Here is a 16,189-nt window from a genome sequence, read left to right on the forward strand (position 1 = left end):
CTTCAGATATCAGCATCGTCGCGTTGGTGTCGGCCAGGCCGATCGTGGTGGTGGGCGCGCGGCCGGCGCCGGTGCAGTACTGGGAGAGCTTGTTCCGTCCGCGTCGACCGACACGCCGACCAGGCGGCCGGGCAGCGACCGCTCCAGGCCCTTGCGCACGGCGAGGTATCCGGCGTGCGGGCCGCCGTAGCCCAGCGGCACGCCGAACCGCTGGGTGGTGCCCGCCGCGATGTCGGCGCCGAACTCGCCCGGCGCGGTGACCAGCGTCAGCGCCAGCAGGTCCGCGGCCACGGTGTAGAGCGCGCCGGCGTCCTTGGCGACCTTGCCGATCGCCTCGTAGAAGCCCTTGCCGCGCAGCACGCCGGACGCGCCCGGGTACTGCACGACGACGCCGAAGAAGTCCTCCGGCAGCCCGGTGCCCAGGTCCCGCACGTCGACCTCGATGCCGACCGCCTCGGCCCGCGTCCGCACCACCGCGATGGTCTGCGGCAGGCACTCGGCGTCCAGCACGACGCGCGACGACTTCGCCTTCGACGCGCGGCGCATGAGCAGGACGGCCTCGGCGACCGCGGTGGACTCGTCGAGCAGGGAGGCGTTGGCGATGTCCAGGCCGGCCAGGTTCGACACCACCGTCTGGAAGTTGAGCAGCGCCTCCAGCCGCCCCTGCGAGATCTCCGGCTGGTACGGCGTGTACGCGGTGTACCAGGCCGGGTTCTCCAGCACGTTGCGGCGGATGACCGGCGGGGTGACGGTGTCGCTGAAGCCGAGGCCGATCATCTGGGTCATCGGGCGGTTCTTCGCCGCCAGCGCCCGCAGCTCGGCGGTCGCCTCCTGCTCGGAGGCCGGGGGCAGGTCCAGCGCGCCCGCGGTGCGGATCGACGCCGGGACGGCGGCCTCGACCAGCGCGTCCAGGCTCCCGAACCCGCACTCGGCGAGCATCTTGGCCTGTTCGTGCTCGGAAGGTCCGATGTGGCGATCGGCGAAGGACATCGGGAGCTCCTCATCTACGGGTGCGGGAACTCCCCCTCTGTCATCGGCACCTGAGAGTTTCACCGCGCTCGCGGCTTTCACCTTGGGTGAGACGCGACGGCGCGCGCCTGCTTTCCAGAGTGGCCTGGCGCGGAGCGGTAACTGGTACCTGAGAGATTGGCGGGGAAGTTGCTCCTTCGGCGCCCCAGGGCTGACCTGGGGACTCTCCCGCTCCGGCTCGTGACGGCCTGCTGTTCAGTTGTCCGGCTTCAGTCTACAGCGGGGTAACGTACGCGCCCGAGATACCGCCGTCCACCAGGAACTGCGACGCCGTGATGAACGACGCATCGTCGCTGGCCAGGAAGGCCACGGCGGCGGCGATCTCCTCCGGCTCGGCGAAGCGGCCCAACGGCACGTGCACCAGGCGGCGCGCGGCCCGCTCCGGGTCCTTGGCGAACAGCTCGCGCAGCAGCGGCGTGTTCACCGGGCCGGGGCACAGCGCGTTGACCCGGATGCCCTCGCGGGCGAACTGGACGCCCAGCTCGCGGGTCATCGCCAGCACGCCACCCTTGGACGCGGTGTAGGAGATCTGCGAGGTCGCGGCGCCCATCACCGCCACGAACGACGCGGTGTTGACGATCGAGCCCTTGCCCTGCCGCCGCATGTGCGGGATGGCGTACTTGCAGCACAGGTACACCGAGGTCAGGTTGACCTGCTGGACCTTCTGCCAGGCGTCGATACCGGTGGTGAGGATCGAGTCGTCCTCCGGCGGGGAGATGCCGGCGTTGTTGAACGCGACGTCGAGGGAGCCGAAGCGGTCGACCGCGGTCTGGAAGAGGGCCTCGACCTGCTCCTCGCTGGTCACGTCGGTGGGGACGAACTCGCCGCCAACCTCAGCGGCCGCCTTCTTGCCCGCGTCGGCGTCGATGTCGGCGACCACCACCTTCGCGCCCTCGCTCGCCAGGCGGCGGGCGGTCGCCAGGCCGATCCCGCTGCCGCCGCCGGTGATCACGACGACCCGGCCGTCGAACCGCTGCATCTATTCCTCCGTGCTGATGAAGACGTTCTTGACGTCGGTGAACGCGTGCAGTGCGTCCGGGCCCAGCTCGCGGCCGAGACCGGACTGCTTGAAGCCGCCGAAGGGCGTCCAGTACCGCACCGACGAGTGCGAGTTGACCGACAGGTTGCCCGCCTCGACGGCGCGAGACACGCGCAGAGCCCGGCCCACGTCGCGGGTCCAGATCGAGCCGGACAACCCGAACGTGGTGTCGTTGGCGATGCGCACCGCGTCCGCCTCGTCACGGAACGGCACCACCGCGACGACCGGGCCGAAGACCTCCTCAGTCAGCAGGCGCTCGCCCGGCTTCGTCACGACGGTGGGCGGGAACCAGAAGCCCGGGCCGTCGGGTGCGCTGCCGCGGATGGCGACCTCGGCGTCGTCGAGGTAGGAGGCGACCTTTTCGCGGTGCGCGGCCGAGATCAGCGGGCCCATCTCGGACTTCTCGTCGCCGGGGTCGCCGACGACGAGGTTCCGCACGGCGGGCTCCAGCAGCTCCAGGAACCGGTCGTAGACGGTGTCCTGGACGAGGATGCGGGAGCGGGCGCAGCAGTCCTGGCCCGCGTTGTCGAACACGCCGTAGGGCGCGGTGGCGGCGGCCTTCTCCAGGTCGGCGTCGGCGAAGACGATGTTCGCGCTCTTGCCGCCCAGCTCCAGCGTCACGCGCTTGACCTGCTCGGCGCAGCCTGCCATGACCTGCTTGCCGACCGCGGTGGACCCGGTGAAGACCACCTTGCGCACGTCCGGGTGGGTGACGAACCGCTGCCCGACGACCGGGCCCGCGCCGGCCACGACCTGGAAGACGCCCTCAGGGATCCCGGCGTCGCGGGCCAGCTCGGCGAGGCGGAGCGCGGTGAGCGGGGTCAGTTCGGCGGGTTTGAGGACGACGGTGTTGCCGGCGGCGAGGGCGGGCGCGAGGCCCCAACCCGCTATCGGCATCGGGGAGTTCCACGGCACGATCAGGCCGACCACGCCCAGCGGCTCGTGGAAGGTGACGTCCAGCCCGCCCGCGACGGGGATCTGCTGCCCGAGCAGGCGTTCCGGCGCGGCGGCGTAGTAGTGCAGCACGTCACGGACGTTGCCGGCCTCCCAGCGGGCGTTGCCGATGGTGTGGCCGGAATTGCGCACCTCCAGGCGCGCGAGGTTCTCCAGGTCGCCGTCGACGGCTTCGGCGAAGCGGCGCAGCAGGCGGGCGCGGTCGCCGGGGGCGGCGTCCCGCCACGCGGGGAACGCCTTGCGCGCCTTCGCGATCGCGGTGTCGGCTTCCTCTTCCGTGGCCAGCGGGACGTCGGTGATGACGTCCTCGGTGGCCGGGTCGATCACCTGCACGCCGCCTCCACCAACGCCGCGAACAACCGGGTCTCCTGCGTGTCTTCTTCCGGGTGCCACTGCACGCCGACCACGAACCCCGCGCCCGGCAGCTCGACGGCTTCGATCGTGCCGTCCGCGGCGTGGCCGACGGCGCGCAGGCCGTCACCGAGCCGGTCGACGGCCTGGTGGTGGTAGCACTGGCACTTCGCGTCGGCGCCGAGGATGCCCGCGATCCGGCTGCCTTCGGCCAGGGTGACGTGCGTCGGGCCGTAGACGCCCGGCGACGGCTGGTGCCCGGTGTGGCCGACGCGGTCCGGCAGGTGCTGGATCAGGCTGCCGCCGAGGGCGACGTTGAGGACCTGCATGCCGCGGCACACGCCGAGCACCGGCAGACCTCGGTCGAGGGCGGCGCGTGCGAGGGCGAACTCGGCGTCGTCGCGTTCGGGACGGGTGACGGTCTTGTCCCCGGGCTCCTGGCCGTAGCGGGCGGGCTCGACGTCCGCCCCGCCGGTGAGGACCAGGGCGTCCACAGCGGACAGTGCTTGCGTGTCCCCGGTTGGGAGCAGGACCGGGATGCCACCGGCGTTGCTTGTCGCGTCCACATAGGAACGCGGGAGGAGTGCGGCGCCGGTGTGCCAGACGCCCCAGCTCGCCTTTTCCGTGTAGGTGGTCAGCCCGATGACCGGCTTTTCAGAGGCGTTCGAACCCACGCTGGCGCTCCCAGTCGGTGACGGCGGCATCGAAGGCGGTGAGCTCGACCCTGGCCGCGTTGAGGTAGTGCTCGACGACGTCCTCGCCGAACGCCTCGCGGGCGACCTTGCTGTCGGCCAGCAGCTCCGCCGCCTCCCTCAGCGTAGTCGGCACGGTCGGCTTGTCCGAGTGGTAGGCGTTGCCGGTGAACTCGTCGTCCAGGGGCAGCTCGTTTTCGATGCCGTGCAGGCCGGCGGCGATGATCGCGGCGACGGCGAGGTAGGGGTTGACGTCGCCGCCGGGCACCCGGTTCTCCACCCGCAGCGACTCGCCGTGCCCGACGACGCGCAGCGCGCAGGTGCGGTTGTCGGTGCCCCAGGCGACGGCGGTCGGCGCGAAGCTGCCGGGCACGAACCGCTTGTAGGAGTTGATGTTCGGCGCGAGGAAGTAGGTCAGTTCGCGCAGGCAGGCCAGCTGCCCGGCGATGAAGTGCCGCATCAGCGCGGGATCCTGCGCGAACACCGGGGTGCCGTCCGTGCCGCGCAGGCTGAGGTGGATGTGGCAGGAGTTGCCCTCGCGCTCGTTGTACTTGGCCATGAAGGTGAGGCTGCGGTTCTCCTGCGCGGCGATCTCCTTCGCGCCGGTCTTGTAGATGCTGTGGTTGTCACAGGTGCGCAGGGCCTCGTCGAAGCGGAACGCGATCTCGTGCTGGCCGGGGTTGCACTCGCCCTTGGCGGACTCGACGTACATGCCCGCGCCGGCCATGTCGTTGCGGATGCGGCGCAGCAACGGCTCCAGCCTGGCGGTGCCGAGCATCGAATAGTCCACATTGTACTGGTTGGCGGGTGTCAGGTCGCGATAGCCGCCGCGCCAGGCCTGCTCGTAGGTGTCGTCGAAGACGATGAACTCCAGCTCGGTGCCGACGAACGCGGCGAGGTCACGCTGGGCGAGCCGGTCGAGCTGGCGGCGCAGGATCTGCCGGGGCGACGCGGTGACCTCTCCACCCTCGACGCGCTCGACGTCGCAAAGCACGAGGGCGGTCCCGTCGTGCCAGGGCACGCGGCGGAGCGTGGACAGGTCCGGGCGGAGGACGAAGTCGCCGTAACCGCTTTCCCAGCTCGAGATCGCGTAGCCGTCGACGGTGTTCATGTCGACGTCGACGGCGAGGAGGTAGTTGCAGGCTTCGGTGGCGTGGGTGACGACCTCGTTGAGGAAGTACGCGGCCGAGCAGCGCTTGCCCTGGAGGCGGCCCTGCATGTCGGTCATCGCGACGAGCACGGTGTCCACGGTGCCCTCCTCGGCCAGTTCGCGGAGCTGGTCGAGGGTGAGCATGCCCTTGTTCATGTGACAACCCTTGGGGTGGGCGTGGGATGCTGTCAAGCGGATCTTCGCCGGGGCCGCTGGGAGGGTGAGCGATGGCTGACGTGGTCGACGTGTGGATGCAGCAGCCGAACCAGCGCTTCATGGACCAGCCGTGGCTGGAGACGCTGGTGCGGTGGACGAACATGTCCCGCAGGGCGCCCCAGCTGAGGGCGACGCTCGACGCGATGGACGAGGCCGGGGTGCGGGTCGGCTTGCTGTCGGCCTGGCACGGGCCGGGTGGTGCCCTGATCACGAACGACGAGGTGGCGGAGCTGGTGGCGGCGCACCCGGACCGGTTCGCGGGGGTCGCGACGGTGGACCTGACGGACCCGGTGCGGGCGGTCCGGGAGATCAGGAGGTGCGTGCGGAACGGTTTCGTCGGGGTGCGGGTGGTGCCGTGGCTGTGGAACCTGCCGCCGAACGACCGCCGCTACTACCCGGTTTACGTGGCCTGTGTGGAGGAGGACGTGCCGTTCTGCACGCAGATCGGCCACACCGGCCCGCGGTGCCCGTCGGAGCCCGGGCGGCCGATCCCGTACCTCGACGAGGTGCTGCTGGACTTCCCGGAGCTGGTCGTAGTGGGCGGTCACGTGGGCTACCCGTGGATGGCGGAGGTCCTGTCCCTGGCGGCGAAGTACCCGAACTTCTACGTGGACACGTCGGCCTACGCGGTGCACCGGCTGCCCGCCGAGCTGGTCGAGTACATGCGCGACCGCGGCCGGACGCGCGTCATGTTCGGCAGCAACTACCCGATGCTCACCCCGGCCCAGGCCCTGAAGCAGCTGCCGGCGCTGGAGCTGGGGGTTTCCGCGCGGGAGGCTTTTCTGGGTGGGAACGCGCGGAGGGTGTTCGCGCTGCCGAACTGACGGTCCCAATCCCCCCAGCTCGCGCTGCCGAACTGACGGTCGCAATCCCCCCAGCTCGCGCTGCCGAAGTGACGGTCCCAATCCCTCAGTCTGTGCAGGCCCGCTCGCCGGTACCCGCTCCGGACCAGCCGCGTCGCGGCCACCCCCGGTGCGCCCCGCGCCGTCCCCTGCGAGCCCACCCCGCGCCGCCGCGGCTGCCCTGCAGCTACTCCAGCCGGCCGCACCGCCGCCCCCCGGCGCGTCCACTCCATCTCGTGCAACCCCTGGCGCTCACACGGAACCACCGCAACACGGCCACCCCCGGCGCACCCGCGTCGTCCCTGCGGGCCCATCCCGCACCGCCGCGGCTACCCGGCAGCCACTCCAGCCAGCCGCAACGCGGCCCCCGGCGCGTCCAACCACCCCATCCCGCGCAACCCCCGGCACCCACACGGAACCAGCCGCAACGCGGCCACCCCCGGTAAAGCGGCCCCCCGGTAAACCCGCGCCGTCCCCTGCGGACCCACCCCGCGCCACCGCGGCTACCCAGCAGCCACTCCAGCCATCCACACCGCCGCCCCCTGGCGCGTCCAACCACCCCATCCCGTGCAGCCCCCGGCACCCACACGGAACCAGCCGCAACGCGGCCACCCCCGGTAAAGCGGCCCCCCGGTAAACCCGCGCCGTCCCCTGCGGACCCACCCCGCGCCACCGCAGCTACCCAGCAGCCACTCCAGCCAGCCGCACCGCCGCCCCATCCCGCGCAACCCCCAGTACCCAGCCGCATCGCAACCACCCCCGGTGCGCTCGGGCCGGTCTCGCCCCCGGGCAGCCGCGCCAGGCGAGCCGCTCAGCTCGCCGCGGCCACCTTGGGGGTCGCGAGCAGCTGCCGGATCTCGCGGACTGCTGCGCGGCCCGCTCGGTTCGCGCCGATCGTGCTCGCTGATGGGCCGTAGCCGACCAGGTGCAGGCGGGGTTCGGCGGCTGCGCGGGTGCCGTCCATGCGGATGCCGCCGCCGGGTTCGCGCAGGTGCAGTGGCGCGAGGTGGTCCAGCGCGGCGCGGAAACCGGTCGCCCAGAGGATCGCGTCGACTCGCTGCTCGGTCCCGTCCGGCCACACCACGCCCGTCGGGGTCAGGTGGTCGAACATCGGCTTCCGGTCGAGGATCCCGCGGGCCTCGGCCTCGCGCACCTGGGGCGTGCGCATCAGGCCGGTCACGCTCACCACGCTCCCCGGGGGCAGCCCAGCCCGCACGCGGCGCTCGACCTGCGCCACGGCTTCGCGGCCCAGCTCGGGGCTGAATTCGACGTCCTTGAAAACCGGCGGGCGGCGGGTCACCCAGGTGGTGCCGCTCGCGAACTCGGCGATCTCGATGAGCAGCTGCACGGCCGACGTCCCGCCGCCGACGACCAGCACGTGCTGCCCGCGGAACTCCTCCGCGCCGCGGTAGTCGGCGGTGTGCAACTGGCGACCGGTGAAGGTCTCCTGGCCGGGGTAGTGCGGCCAGAACGGGCGGGTCCAGGTGCCGGTCGCGTTGATCACGGCGCGGGCGGCCCAGCTATCGCCGCCGGCGCTCTCGACGAGGAGCCGCTCACCGGCGTCCCGGACGGCGACCACCTCGACCGGGCGCCGCACCGGCAGCTCGAAGGCACGCTCGTAGCGCGCGAAGTACTCCGCGACGACCTCCGACGCCATCCGGTGCTCGTCCTGCTCGTCGAAGGCCATGCCGGGCAGGTCGTGGAACTTGTGAACCTTGTCCAGCCGCAGGGAGGGCCACCGATGCTGCCACGCCCCGCCCGGCGAGGAGTCCCGATCGAGGACGACGAACTCCAGGCCGGACCGCCGGAGGAAGTAGGCGGCCGACAGGCCGGCCTGCCCCGCCCCGATCACCACGACGTCGGTTTCGGTACGCACAAGAGGTACAACATCGCCTGCGGCGACCCACTTCCCCAGCGTGGCGCGCAGCACGCCGGGGCGGGACCGGCACGCGTGGTGTGCAGTGGACCTGGCGCGGGCTGCGCCGGGTGGATGCCAGGGGCGCGAAGCGGGCTTGCACCGGGGGTAGGGCGCGACGCCGCGGCCGCGCTGTCGCGCGCGGGCGCGATGTCGCAGCGCGGTCACGGTGTCGCAACGCAGGCGTGGTGTCACAGCCCGGGCGCAGTGTCGCAACGCGGGCGCAGTGTCGCAACGCGGGCGCGCGGGCGTGCCCGGTCGGAGGGGCTGGCACGACGGCGTGGTGTCGCAGCCTGGCCGCGGTGTCCCAATGCGGGCGCGAGCGCGCGGAAGTGCCCAGTCGGAGGGGCTGCGGCGCGCGAGGGCGTGATGGCGCAAAGCGGGCGCGCTCGCCCGCGGGGGTGACCAGTCAGAGGGGCTGCGGCGCGCGAGGGCGTGATGGCGCAAAGCGGGCGCGCACGCCCGCGCGGGGGCCCGGTAGGCAGTCGCCAGCCGGGCGGCTGGATCTGGGGGCCCGACAGGGCGCGCCGCGTGGCGGGCAGTGCGTGGTGAACTCAGGTGGGCGGCTGGCGTGCCCGGGTGTCGTGTGGAGGTGCGCCGAGCAGGTGGGGCGCCCGCTCGGCGCTGGGCCTCAGCGGCGGCGGATCAGGCGCACGATCGCCACGATGCCGAGTACCGCGGCGACTCCGGCGAGTACCGGGGCCAGGCGCTTGCCGATGGAGCTGCCCGCGTACTCGAAGAGGTCGATCGCCTCGGCTTCCTGCGGCTGGGGCTTCACCGTCTCCAGCTTGGGCTTCTCCGGGGCCGGTTCGGTGGTCACCCCGGACTCGGCCGGCTTCTCCTCGGCCGGGGTCGCTGGGGTCTCCGCTGAGCCGAGGCGGTCGGCCAGGTTCGTCGCGAACTGGTCCAGGATCTTGCCGCCGACCTCGGAGATCATGCCGCGGCCGAACTGCGCCGGGCGGCCGGTCACGTTCAGGTCCGTCGCCACGGAACCCTTCGTCCCGCCGTTCTCCTCGGACAGCGTCACCGTGACGGTCGCCGCCGCGGTGCCTGCTCCTCGCGAGTCCTTGCCGGAGGCCTTGATCACGATCCTGCGGGCCTGCTCGTCGGTCTCCAGGAACTCGCCGGAGCCCTTGTACAGCAGGGAGATCGGCCCCAGCTTCACCTTGACCGTGCCGGTGAACGTCTCGCCCTCGACCTTCGTCAGGGTCGCACCCGGCATGCAGGGGGCAACGCGTTCCGGGTCGGTGACCGCCTTCCACACCTCGGCGGGCGGGGCCGGAACGGTGAATTCATGGTCGAGCCGCACGGGCCGACCTCCCTTCTCCAGAAAGCTTCAAGTCCCTCGCAGCCACCTTAGTGCCGGAACCGGCGTGTGCGTGACTTCGAGGGACCCGGATCGGCGCTCCCTGCGTGGGGTCTGGCGGTCGGATGATCACATTGGTGCGTTCGGGGCCTGGCGCCGGACGAGGTTGGGAGCCGGGTGGAACGGGGGTCTCCAGATGTGAGGGGTCGGCGTGGTGGCCAGGCACGCGCGGTGGGAGTGAGGAGGCCCGCGCGGCCGGGTGCCCGACCGGGGGCACGAGACTCGCACGGCCAGCGCCCGCCGACGGGAGCTCCACGCGCGCGCCGCCGGTGGCTGACGGGGGCACGACCTCCCCGCGGCCGCCTCGCAGGTGGTGGCCTGCGCCCGCGGCCGCCCCGGGCGGGGGCGGCCGCGGGGGCTGGGCCTACACGGCGGCCAGCGCTGCCGAGACCGCGCGGCCCGTCAGCACCTTGGCCAGCTCCTGCCGGTACTCCACGTCCGCGTTGCCGTCCGCCGTGGGGCTGGTGCCTTCGGCGGCGTGGGCGGCCGCGGCGCGGATCGTGTCGTCGGACGCCGACTGGCCCACCAGGGCCTGCTCGACCGCGGTGGCCCGCACCGGCACCGACGCCATGTTCGTCAGCGCGACCCGGGCCTCGGCGATCGTGTCGCCGTCCGTGCGGACCGTGGCCGCCACCGCGACCATCGACCACGCCTGGGCGACCCGGTTGAACTTCTCGTAGTGTGCCTTCCACCCGGTGTGCTTCGGCACGCGGATCTCGACCAGGATCTCGCCCGGCTCCAGCGCCGTCGTGAAGAAGTCCTGGAAGAACTCCGCCGCCGACACGGTCCGCCTGCCGCTGCTGCTCGCGATCACCATCTCGGCGTCCATCGCCAGCGCGGGGGCCAGCAGGTCGCCTGCCGGGTCCGCGTGCGCGATCGAACCGCCGAACGTGCCGCGGTGCCGCACCTGCGGGTCGGCCACCGTGTCGGTCGCCCTGGCCAGCAGCGCGGCGTGCTCGGCGACCAGCTGGTCGCGCTGCACGTCGTAGTGCGTGGTCATGGCGCCGATCACGATCGCGTCGCCGTCGTCGCGGACGCCCCGCAGCTCGGTGATCCTGCCGAGATCGATGAGGGTCGTCGGCGCGGCCAGCCGCATCCGCAGCACCGGCAGCAGGCTCTGCCCACCGGCCAGCACCTTGGCGTCCTCACCGGCCGCGGCCAGTGCCTGCACCGCCTCGTCCACAGTGGACGGCGCGACGTAGTCGAAGGCAGCGGGGATCACTGCGCACCTCCCGAAGCGTCGATGGAACCCAGTCCGCCGCCGGCCTCCGCGCCGACACCGCCGGCGTCGGTACGACCGCGGTGGATCGCCGACCACACCCGCATGGGCGAACACGGCATCTCGATGTCGTTGACCCCGAACTGCCGCACGGCGTCCACGACCGCGTTGACCACCGCCGGGGTGGAGGCGATCGTGCCCGCCTCGCCGACGCCCTTGACGCCGAGCGGGTTCGACGTCGCCGCCGTCTCGGTGCGGTCGGTGACGAACGACGGCAGGTCGGCCGCCGAGGGCAGCAGGTAGTCGGCGAACGTGCCGGTGGTCAGCGTGCCGCTCTCGTCGAACACCGCCTCCTCGTAGAGGGCCTGCGCGATGCCCTGGGCGAGACCGCCGTGCACCTGCCCCTCCACGATCAGCGGGTTGACCACCTTGCCCACGTCGTCCACACACACGTACGAGCGCAGCCGCACCCGCCCGGTCTCGGTGTCCACCTCGGCGGCGCACAGGTGCGTGCCGTGCGGGAACGAGAAGTTCTCCGGGTCGAACACGGCCTCGGAGTCCAGCGTGGGCTCCATGCCCTCGGGCAGGTTGTGCGCGGCGAACGTCGCGAACGCGACGTCCTGGATCGTCGTCGACGTGTCCGTGCCGCGGACGGTGAACTTGCCGCCCTCGAACTCCAGGTCGTCCGGCGAGCACTCCAGCAGGTGCGCGGCGATCGTGCGGGCCTTGTCGACGACCTTCTCGGCGGCCTTGACCACCGCGATGCCGCCGACGGCCAGCGACCGCGACCCGTAGGTGTCCATGCCCTTGTGCGAGGACTGCGTGTCGCCGTGGATGACCTCGATGTCCTCGAACGCGACGCCGAGCCGGTCGGCCACGATCTGGCTCCACGCCGTCTCGTGCCCCTGCCCGTGGGCGGAGGCGCCGGTGACGACCTCGACCTTGCCGGTCGGCAGCACGCGGATCGCCGCGTGCTCCCAGCCGCCTGCGCCGTAGTCCAGCGACCCGAGCACCCGCGACGGCGCCAGCCCGCACATCTCGGTGAACGTCGAGATGCCGATGCCCAGCTGCACCGGATCCTTGCGCTCACGGCGTTCCTGCTGCTCCCGGCGCAGGCCCTCGTAGTCGAACAGCTCCTTGGCGCGCTCGGTGGCGGCCTCGTAGTTGCCCGAGTCGTAGGTCAGCCCGCAGACCGTGGTGAACGGGAACTCCTCGTGCTTGATCCAGTTCTTCTCGCGCAGCTCCAGCGGGTCCATGCCCAGCTCGGCGGCCAGCTCGTCCATCATCCGCTCGATCGCGAACGTGGCCTCCGGCCGCCCGGCGCCGCGGTAGGCGTCGGTGAGCGTGGTGTTGGTGAACACGTTCGTGCAGGCGAAGTGGTAGGCCGGGATCTTGTAGATCGCGTTGAACATGAACGCGCCCAGGATCGGCACGCCCGGCCCGACGAGCCCGTTGTAGGCGCCCATGTCGGCCAGCAGCTCGACCTTGAGGCCGGTGATCGTGCCGTCGCGGTTCGCGCTGATCGAGATGTCCTGGATCTGGTCGCGGCCGTGGTGCGCGGTCTGCATGCACTCCGAGCGGGTCTCGGTCCACTTGACCGGCTTGCCGAGCTTCTGCGCGATGAGGACCGCCATGGTCTCCTCGGGCAGCACGGCGATCTTGCCGCCGAACCCACCGCCGACGTCCGGCGCGATGACACGCAGCTTGTGCTCGGGGATGCCGAGCGTCAGCGCCGTCATCGTCTTGAGGATGTGCGGCACCTGGGTGGCCGACCACATGGTGATCTGGGTGCCGGTCGGGTCGACCACGACCGAGCGCGGCTCCATGAACGCGGGCACCAGGCGCTGCTGGCGGAACCGCCGCTTGAGCACGACCTCGCCGCCGGACAGCGCTTCCTCGACGTTGCCGCCCGTGCCGGCCTCGGCCGAGTCGAAGACCCACGTCGCCTGCTTGTTGGTGCCCAGCTCCTCGTGCACCAGCGGCGCGTCGTCGGCGATCGCGTTCTCCAGGCCGAGGACCACGGGCAGTTCCTCGTAGTCCACGTCGATCGCCTCGAGCGCGTCGGCGGCCTCGGCCTTGCTGCGGGCCACGACCACCGCGACGCCCTCGCCGGCGAAGTTGACCCGGTCGGCGGCCAGCACGGGCCGCCGCGGCTGCTTCATGTCCGGCGTGATCGGCCAGGCGCACGGCATGCCGATCGCGCTGTCCGGGTCGAGGTCGCGGGCGGTGTAGACGGCGACGACGCCCGGCATGTCCCGCGCCGCGGCCGTGTCGATGGAACTGATCCGGGCGTGGGCGAACGGGCTGCGCAGGATCGCCACGTGCAGCATCCCGGGCAGCGTGATGTTGTCGGTCCAGCGGGTGCGGCCGGTGATGAGCCGCGCGTCCTCCTTGCGGGTGCGCGCCTTGCCGACCTCGGGTTCGATCGTCGACGTCATGTCACTCGCCCCCGCCCGCGAACGCGCTGGGCGCGCGGGTGACGTCGTCACCGGACACGCGCTCGGCCTCCGGCCCCGCGCCCGGGCTCATCCGCTGCGCCGCGTCCCGCACGGCGCGAACGATGTTCTGGTAACCGGTGCAGCGGCACAGGTTGCCCTCGAGCCCCTCGCGCACGGCGTGCTCGTCCGGGTTCGGGTTGTCGGCGAGCAGGTCGATCGACTGCATGATCATGCCCGGCGTGCAGAACCCGCACTGCAGGGCGTGGTTGTCGTGGAACGCTTCCTGGACCGGGTGGAGCTTGCCGTCGCGGGCCAGGCCCTCGATGGTCGTCACCTCGGCACCGTCGGCCTGCACGGCGAGAACCGAGCAGGACTTCACGCTCTGGCCGTTGAGGTGCACGGTGCAGGCACCGCAGTTGCTGGTGTCGCACCCGATGACGGTGCCGACTTTCCCGAGCGTCTCCCTCAGGTAGTGAACGAGCAACGTGCGGGGTTCGACCTCGTCGGTGTAACTGGTTCCGTCCACGTTGACGGTGATGCGCATGAGGCCTCCAGTGGTGGGAGCTGGGTGATCGGCTTCACAAGCGAGCGTGCTACTTCCGTGCCGTTCGGACAAGTCCTGGTTGGGTGACACTTCACCCCGACTCCCGCACCTGCACGGAAAAACCCAGCTCCACCACCGCAACCGCGGAAACGGCTCGTACGAATTGACCAGTCGCAGGCCTGCGAAAGGGCCAGTCGTGGCCGCACGACAGGGTCAGCCGTGGATCCGCCCGGACAACTCCGTGAGCCGCTTCCCGCCGCCGCCCCACCGCAACGCGATGATCTCCGCGGCGATCGACACCGCGGTCTCCTCCGGTGTGCGGGCGCCCAGGTCGAGTCCGATCGGCGAGGCCAATCGCGACAGTTCCGCCTCTGTCAATCCCGCCTCCCGCAAGCGGGTGAGGCGGTCGTCGTGCGTGCGCCGCGACCCCATCGCCCCGATGTAACCGACGTCCAGCCGCAAGGCGACCTCCAGCAGCGGCACGTCGAACTTCGGGTCGTGGGTGAGCACCGCGATCACGGTCCGCCGGTCGATGCGGCCCGCCTCCGCCTCCGCCTTGAGGTAGCGGTGCGGCCAGTCCACCACGACGTCGTCGGCGTCCGGGAACCGCGACGCGGTGGCGAAAACCGGACGCGCGTCGCACACCGTGACCTGGTAACCGAGGTAGGCGCCCATGCGGGCCATCGCGGCCGCGAAGTCGATCGCGCCGAACACCAGCATCCGCGGCTGCGGTTCGAAGGAGTTGACGAACACCGCCATGCCCTCACCGCGCCGCTCGCCCTCGAGCCCGTAGTGCAGCGTTCCGGTGCGCCCGTTGGCGAGCAGGCCGCGCGCGTCGTCGGCGACCGCGTCGTCGATCCGGTCGCTGCCGAGCGTCCCCGCGGTCCGGTCCGGCCACACGATCATGTGCCGCCCGCGCCGCTCCGGGTCCTCGTGCTCGATCACGGTGACCACGGCGACCGGCTCCCCGCGGTGCACCGAGTCGACGACGTCGCCCAGCTCGGGCAGGGTCTCCCTGTCGATCCGCTCGACGTAGATGTCGATGATCCCGCCGCAGGTCAGGCCCACCGCGAACGCGTCGTCGTCGCTCACGCCATAGCGCTGCAGCAACGGCTCGCGGTCGGCGACCACCTGTTGCGCCAGCTCGTACACCGCACCCTCGACGCAGCCGCCGGACACGCTGCCGACCGCCGTGCCGTCCTCGGTGACCAGCATCGCGGCGCCCGGCGCGCGGGGCGCCGAGGAGAAGGTCGCCACGACCGTGCCGACGCCGACGGCTTCGCCCTCGCGCCAGCGCTTGTACAACTCGTCGAGCACATCATGCATCGCGGATCTCCAGCAGCAGTCGTTCCAGGGTGGCCAGGCTGTGGCCGGCCAGCAAGCGGTCGACGTGCGGGAGCGCGGCCGCGATGCCGGACTGCACCGGAGCGTAGCCTTCGCGTCCCGCGTGCGGGTTCACCCAGAACACCGCGTGCGCCAGGCGGCGCAACCGGGCCATCTGCTCGCCGAGGAGGCTGGGGTCGCCGCGCTCCCAGCCGTCGGAGAACACCGTGACGACGGCGCGGCGCGCGAGCCCGCGCTGCCCCCACCGGTCCAGGAAGATCCGCAGCGTCTCGCCGAGCCGGGTGCCGCCGGCGAAGTCGGGCACCGCGGTGCCCGCGGCGAGCATCGCGCGTTCCGGATCGCGCTGCCGCAGCTGCCGGGACACCCTGGTCAGCCGGGTGCCGAGGGTGAACACCTCGACGGCGGCCGGCGCGCGGCGCACGACCACGTGCGCGAACCGCAGCAGCGAGTCGGCGTACGGGCTCATCGACCCGGACACGTCGAGCAGCAGCACCACCCGGCGCGGGCGGGTGGACCGGTTCCGGTGCGCGAGCCGGACCGGTTCGCCACCGCCCGCCAGCATCGCGCGCAACGTCCGGCCGGGGTCGAGCGCGCCGCGGCGCGCGGGCCTGCTGCGCAGGGACTTCCGCATCGGCGGTTGCGGCCGCAGCACCGCCATCAGCTCCCGCAGGTGCTCGCGTTCGGCCTTGGTCAGCTCCGCGAGATCGCGTTCCCGCAGCACTTCCGCGTCGGTGGCGGCGACGCGCAGCTGCTCGTCGTCCGACTCGGCCTCGCCCTGGCCCGCGGACTGCGACACGAGGGCGGCCATGCGGGACCGCTGCTCGCGGCGGACGGTGGCCGGCCGCGGTTCCGGTGGCGCGGCGGCGAACCACTGCGCGAACGCGTCGTCGTAGCGGATCAGGTCGTCCGGGTCCGAGCACAGCGTCAGCCTGCCCGCCCAGTACAGCTGGTCCACCTCGCCGACGTCCAGCCGCTCGACCGCGTCGAGGTAGGCCTGCACCCGCTGCGGCCCGCAGGCGACGCCGGCTTCGCGCAGCGCGGTGGCGAAGCCGACGAATCCGGCCAGCGGGTCCTGGGTGCTCACGTCTTC

At 72.1% G+C, this 16,189-nt stretch carries 12 protein-coding genes, 1 pseudogene and 1 riboswitch; of the genes and pseudogenes, 1 reads left to right on the forward strand and 12 read right to left on the reverse strand.

Annotated features, from left to right (window positions below):
- Positions 1-93 precede the first annotated feature (93 nt).
- From ABZ215_RS18020 to ABZ215_RS18040, 5 genes and pseudogenes are all read right to left on the reverse strand, one after another.
- A pseudogene (locus ABZ215_RS18020) lies at positions 94-1,034 on the reverse strand (glycine dehydrogenase (aminomethyl-transferring)); the annotation flags it as partial.
- An 81-nt stretch (positions 1,035-1,115) separates the two neighbouring features.
- A riboswitch (glycine riboswitch) is annotated at positions 1,116-1,210 on the reverse strand.
- A gap of 33 nt (positions 1,211-1,243) precedes the next feature.
- On the reverse strand, positions 1,244-2,008 hold the full coding sequence (locus ABZ215_RS18025; protein ID WP_354712667.1) for a 3-oxoacyl-ACP reductase: 765 nt from the start codon (positions 2,006-2,008) through the stop codon (positions 1,244-1,246).
- Positions 2,009-3,355, reverse strand: a complete 1,347-nt coding sequence (locus tag ABZ215_RS18030; RefSeq protein WP_354950343.1) for an aldehyde dehydrogenase family protein — start codon at positions 3,353-3,355, stop codon at positions 2,009-2,011.
- A complete protein-coding gene (locus ABZ215_RS18035; RefSeq protein WP_237335965.1) occupies positions 3,346-4,047 on the reverse strand; it encodes a gamma-glutamyl-gamma-aminobutyrate hydrolase family protein in 702 nt (233 codons plus the stop codon). Before ABZ215_RS18035 ends, ABZ215_RS18030 begins: the two co-directional genes overlap by 10 nt.
- Positions 4,028-5,359, reverse strand: a complete 1,332-nt coding sequence (locus tag ABZ215_RS18040) for a glutamine synthetase family protein (protein ID WP_354950385.1) — start codon at positions 5,357-5,359, stop codon at positions 4,028-4,030. Before ABZ215_RS18040 ends, ABZ215_RS18035 begins: the two co-directional genes overlap by 20 nt.
- A gap of 83 nt (positions 5,360-5,442) precedes the next feature.
- Here ABZ215_RS18040 and ABZ215_RS18045 point away from each other — a divergent pair, with 83 nt between their 5' ends.
- Positions 5,443-6,255: an amidohydrolase family protein gene (locus tag ABZ215_RS18045; protein ID WP_237335967.1), complete on the forward strand. Its 813-nt coding sequence runs from the start codon at positions 5,443-5,445 to the stop codon at positions 6,253-6,255.
- 829 nt (positions 6,256-7,084) lie between these two features.
- Here ABZ215_RS18045 and ABZ215_RS18050 read toward each other — a convergent pair.
- From ABZ215_RS18050 to ABZ215_RS18080, 7 genes are all read right to left on the reverse strand, one after another.
- Positions 7,085-8,149 (reverse strand): FAD-dependent oxidoreductase, encoded by a 1,065-nt coding sequence (locus tag ABZ215_RS18050; protein WP_354950344.1) that lies wholly within the window; start codon positions 8,147-8,149, stop codon positions 7,085-7,087.
- Positions 8,150-8,819: 670 nt separating this feature from the next.
- Complete coding sequence (locus ABZ215_RS18055; RefSeq protein WP_020422541.1) at positions 8,820-9,497, reverse strand: SRPBCC family protein; 678 nt, start codon at positions 9,495-9,497, stop codon at positions 8,820-8,822.
- A 421-nt stretch (positions 9,498-9,918) separates the two neighbouring features.
- On the reverse strand, positions 9,919-10,776 hold the full coding sequence (locus ABZ215_RS18060; protein WP_237335970.1) for a xanthine dehydrogenase family protein subunit M: 858 nt from the start codon (positions 10,774-10,776) through the stop codon (positions 9,919-9,921).
- A complete protein-coding gene (locus tag ABZ215_RS18065) occupies positions 10,773-13,211 on the reverse strand; it encodes a molybdopterin cofactor-binding domain-containing protein (RefSeq protein ID WP_020422543.1) in 2,439 nt (812 codons plus the stop codon). Before ABZ215_RS18065 ends, ABZ215_RS18060 begins: the two co-directional genes overlap by 4 nt.
- A gap of 1 nt (position 13,212) precedes the next feature.
- Positions 13,213-13,755 carry a (2Fe-2S)-binding protein gene (locus tag ABZ215_RS18070; protein ID WP_020422544.1) on the reverse strand — a complete coding sequence of 181 codons (543 nt, stop codon included), beginning with the start codon at positions 13,753-13,755 and terminating at the stop codon, positions 13,213-13,215.
- A 213-nt stretch (positions 13,756-13,968) separates the two neighbouring features.
- Positions 13,969-15,081: an XdhC/CoxI family protein gene (locus ABZ215_RS18075; RefSeq protein WP_354950345.1), complete on the reverse strand. Its 1,113-nt coding sequence runs from the start codon at positions 15,079-15,081 to the stop codon at positions 13,969-13,971.
- Complete coding sequence (locus tag ABZ215_RS18080) at positions 15,074-16,183, reverse strand: VWA domain-containing protein (protein WP_354950346.1); 1,110 nt, start codon at positions 16,181-16,183, stop codon at positions 15,074-15,076. The genes ABZ215_RS18075 and ABZ215_RS18080 overlap by 8 nt, the downstream gene beginning before the upstream one ends.
- Between the last annotated feature and the right edge of the window lie 6 nt (positions 16,184-16,189).

Source organism: Amycolatopsis sp. NPDC006131 (assembly GCF_040614175.1).
Classification (GTDB): Bacteria; Actinomycetota; Actinomycetes; order Mycobacteriales; family Pseudonocardiaceae; genus Amycolatopsis_E; species Amycolatopsis_E tucumanensis.

Excerpts from the sequence above, each read along its gene's own strand:
- ABZ215_RS18025 (WP_354712667.1), bottom strand. The coding sequence starts at position 2,008 with ATGCAGCGGTTCGACGGCCGGGTCGTCGTGATCACCGGCGGCGGCAGC.
- ABZ215_RS18040 (WP_354950385.1), bottom strand. The coding sequence starts at position 5,359 with ATGCTCACCCTCGACCAGCTCCGCGAACTGGCCGAGGAGGGCACCGTG.
- ABZ215_RS18045 (WP_237335967.1), top strand. The coding sequence starts at position 5,443 with ATGGCTGACGTGGTCGACGTGTGGATGCAGCAGCCGAACCAGCGCTTC.
- ABZ215_RS18065 (WP_020422543.1), bottom strand. The coding sequence starts at position 13,211 with ATGACGTCGACGATCGAACCCGAGGTCGGCAAGGCGCGCACCCGCAAG.
- ABZ215_RS18070 (WP_020422544.1), bottom strand. The coding sequence starts at position 13,755 with ATGCGCATCACCGTCAACGTGGACGGAACCAGTTACACCGACGAGGTC.
- ABZ215_RS18075 (WP_354950345.1), bottom strand. The coding sequence starts at position 15,081 with ATGCATGATGTGCTCGACGAGTTGTACAAGCGCTGGCGCGAGGGCGAA.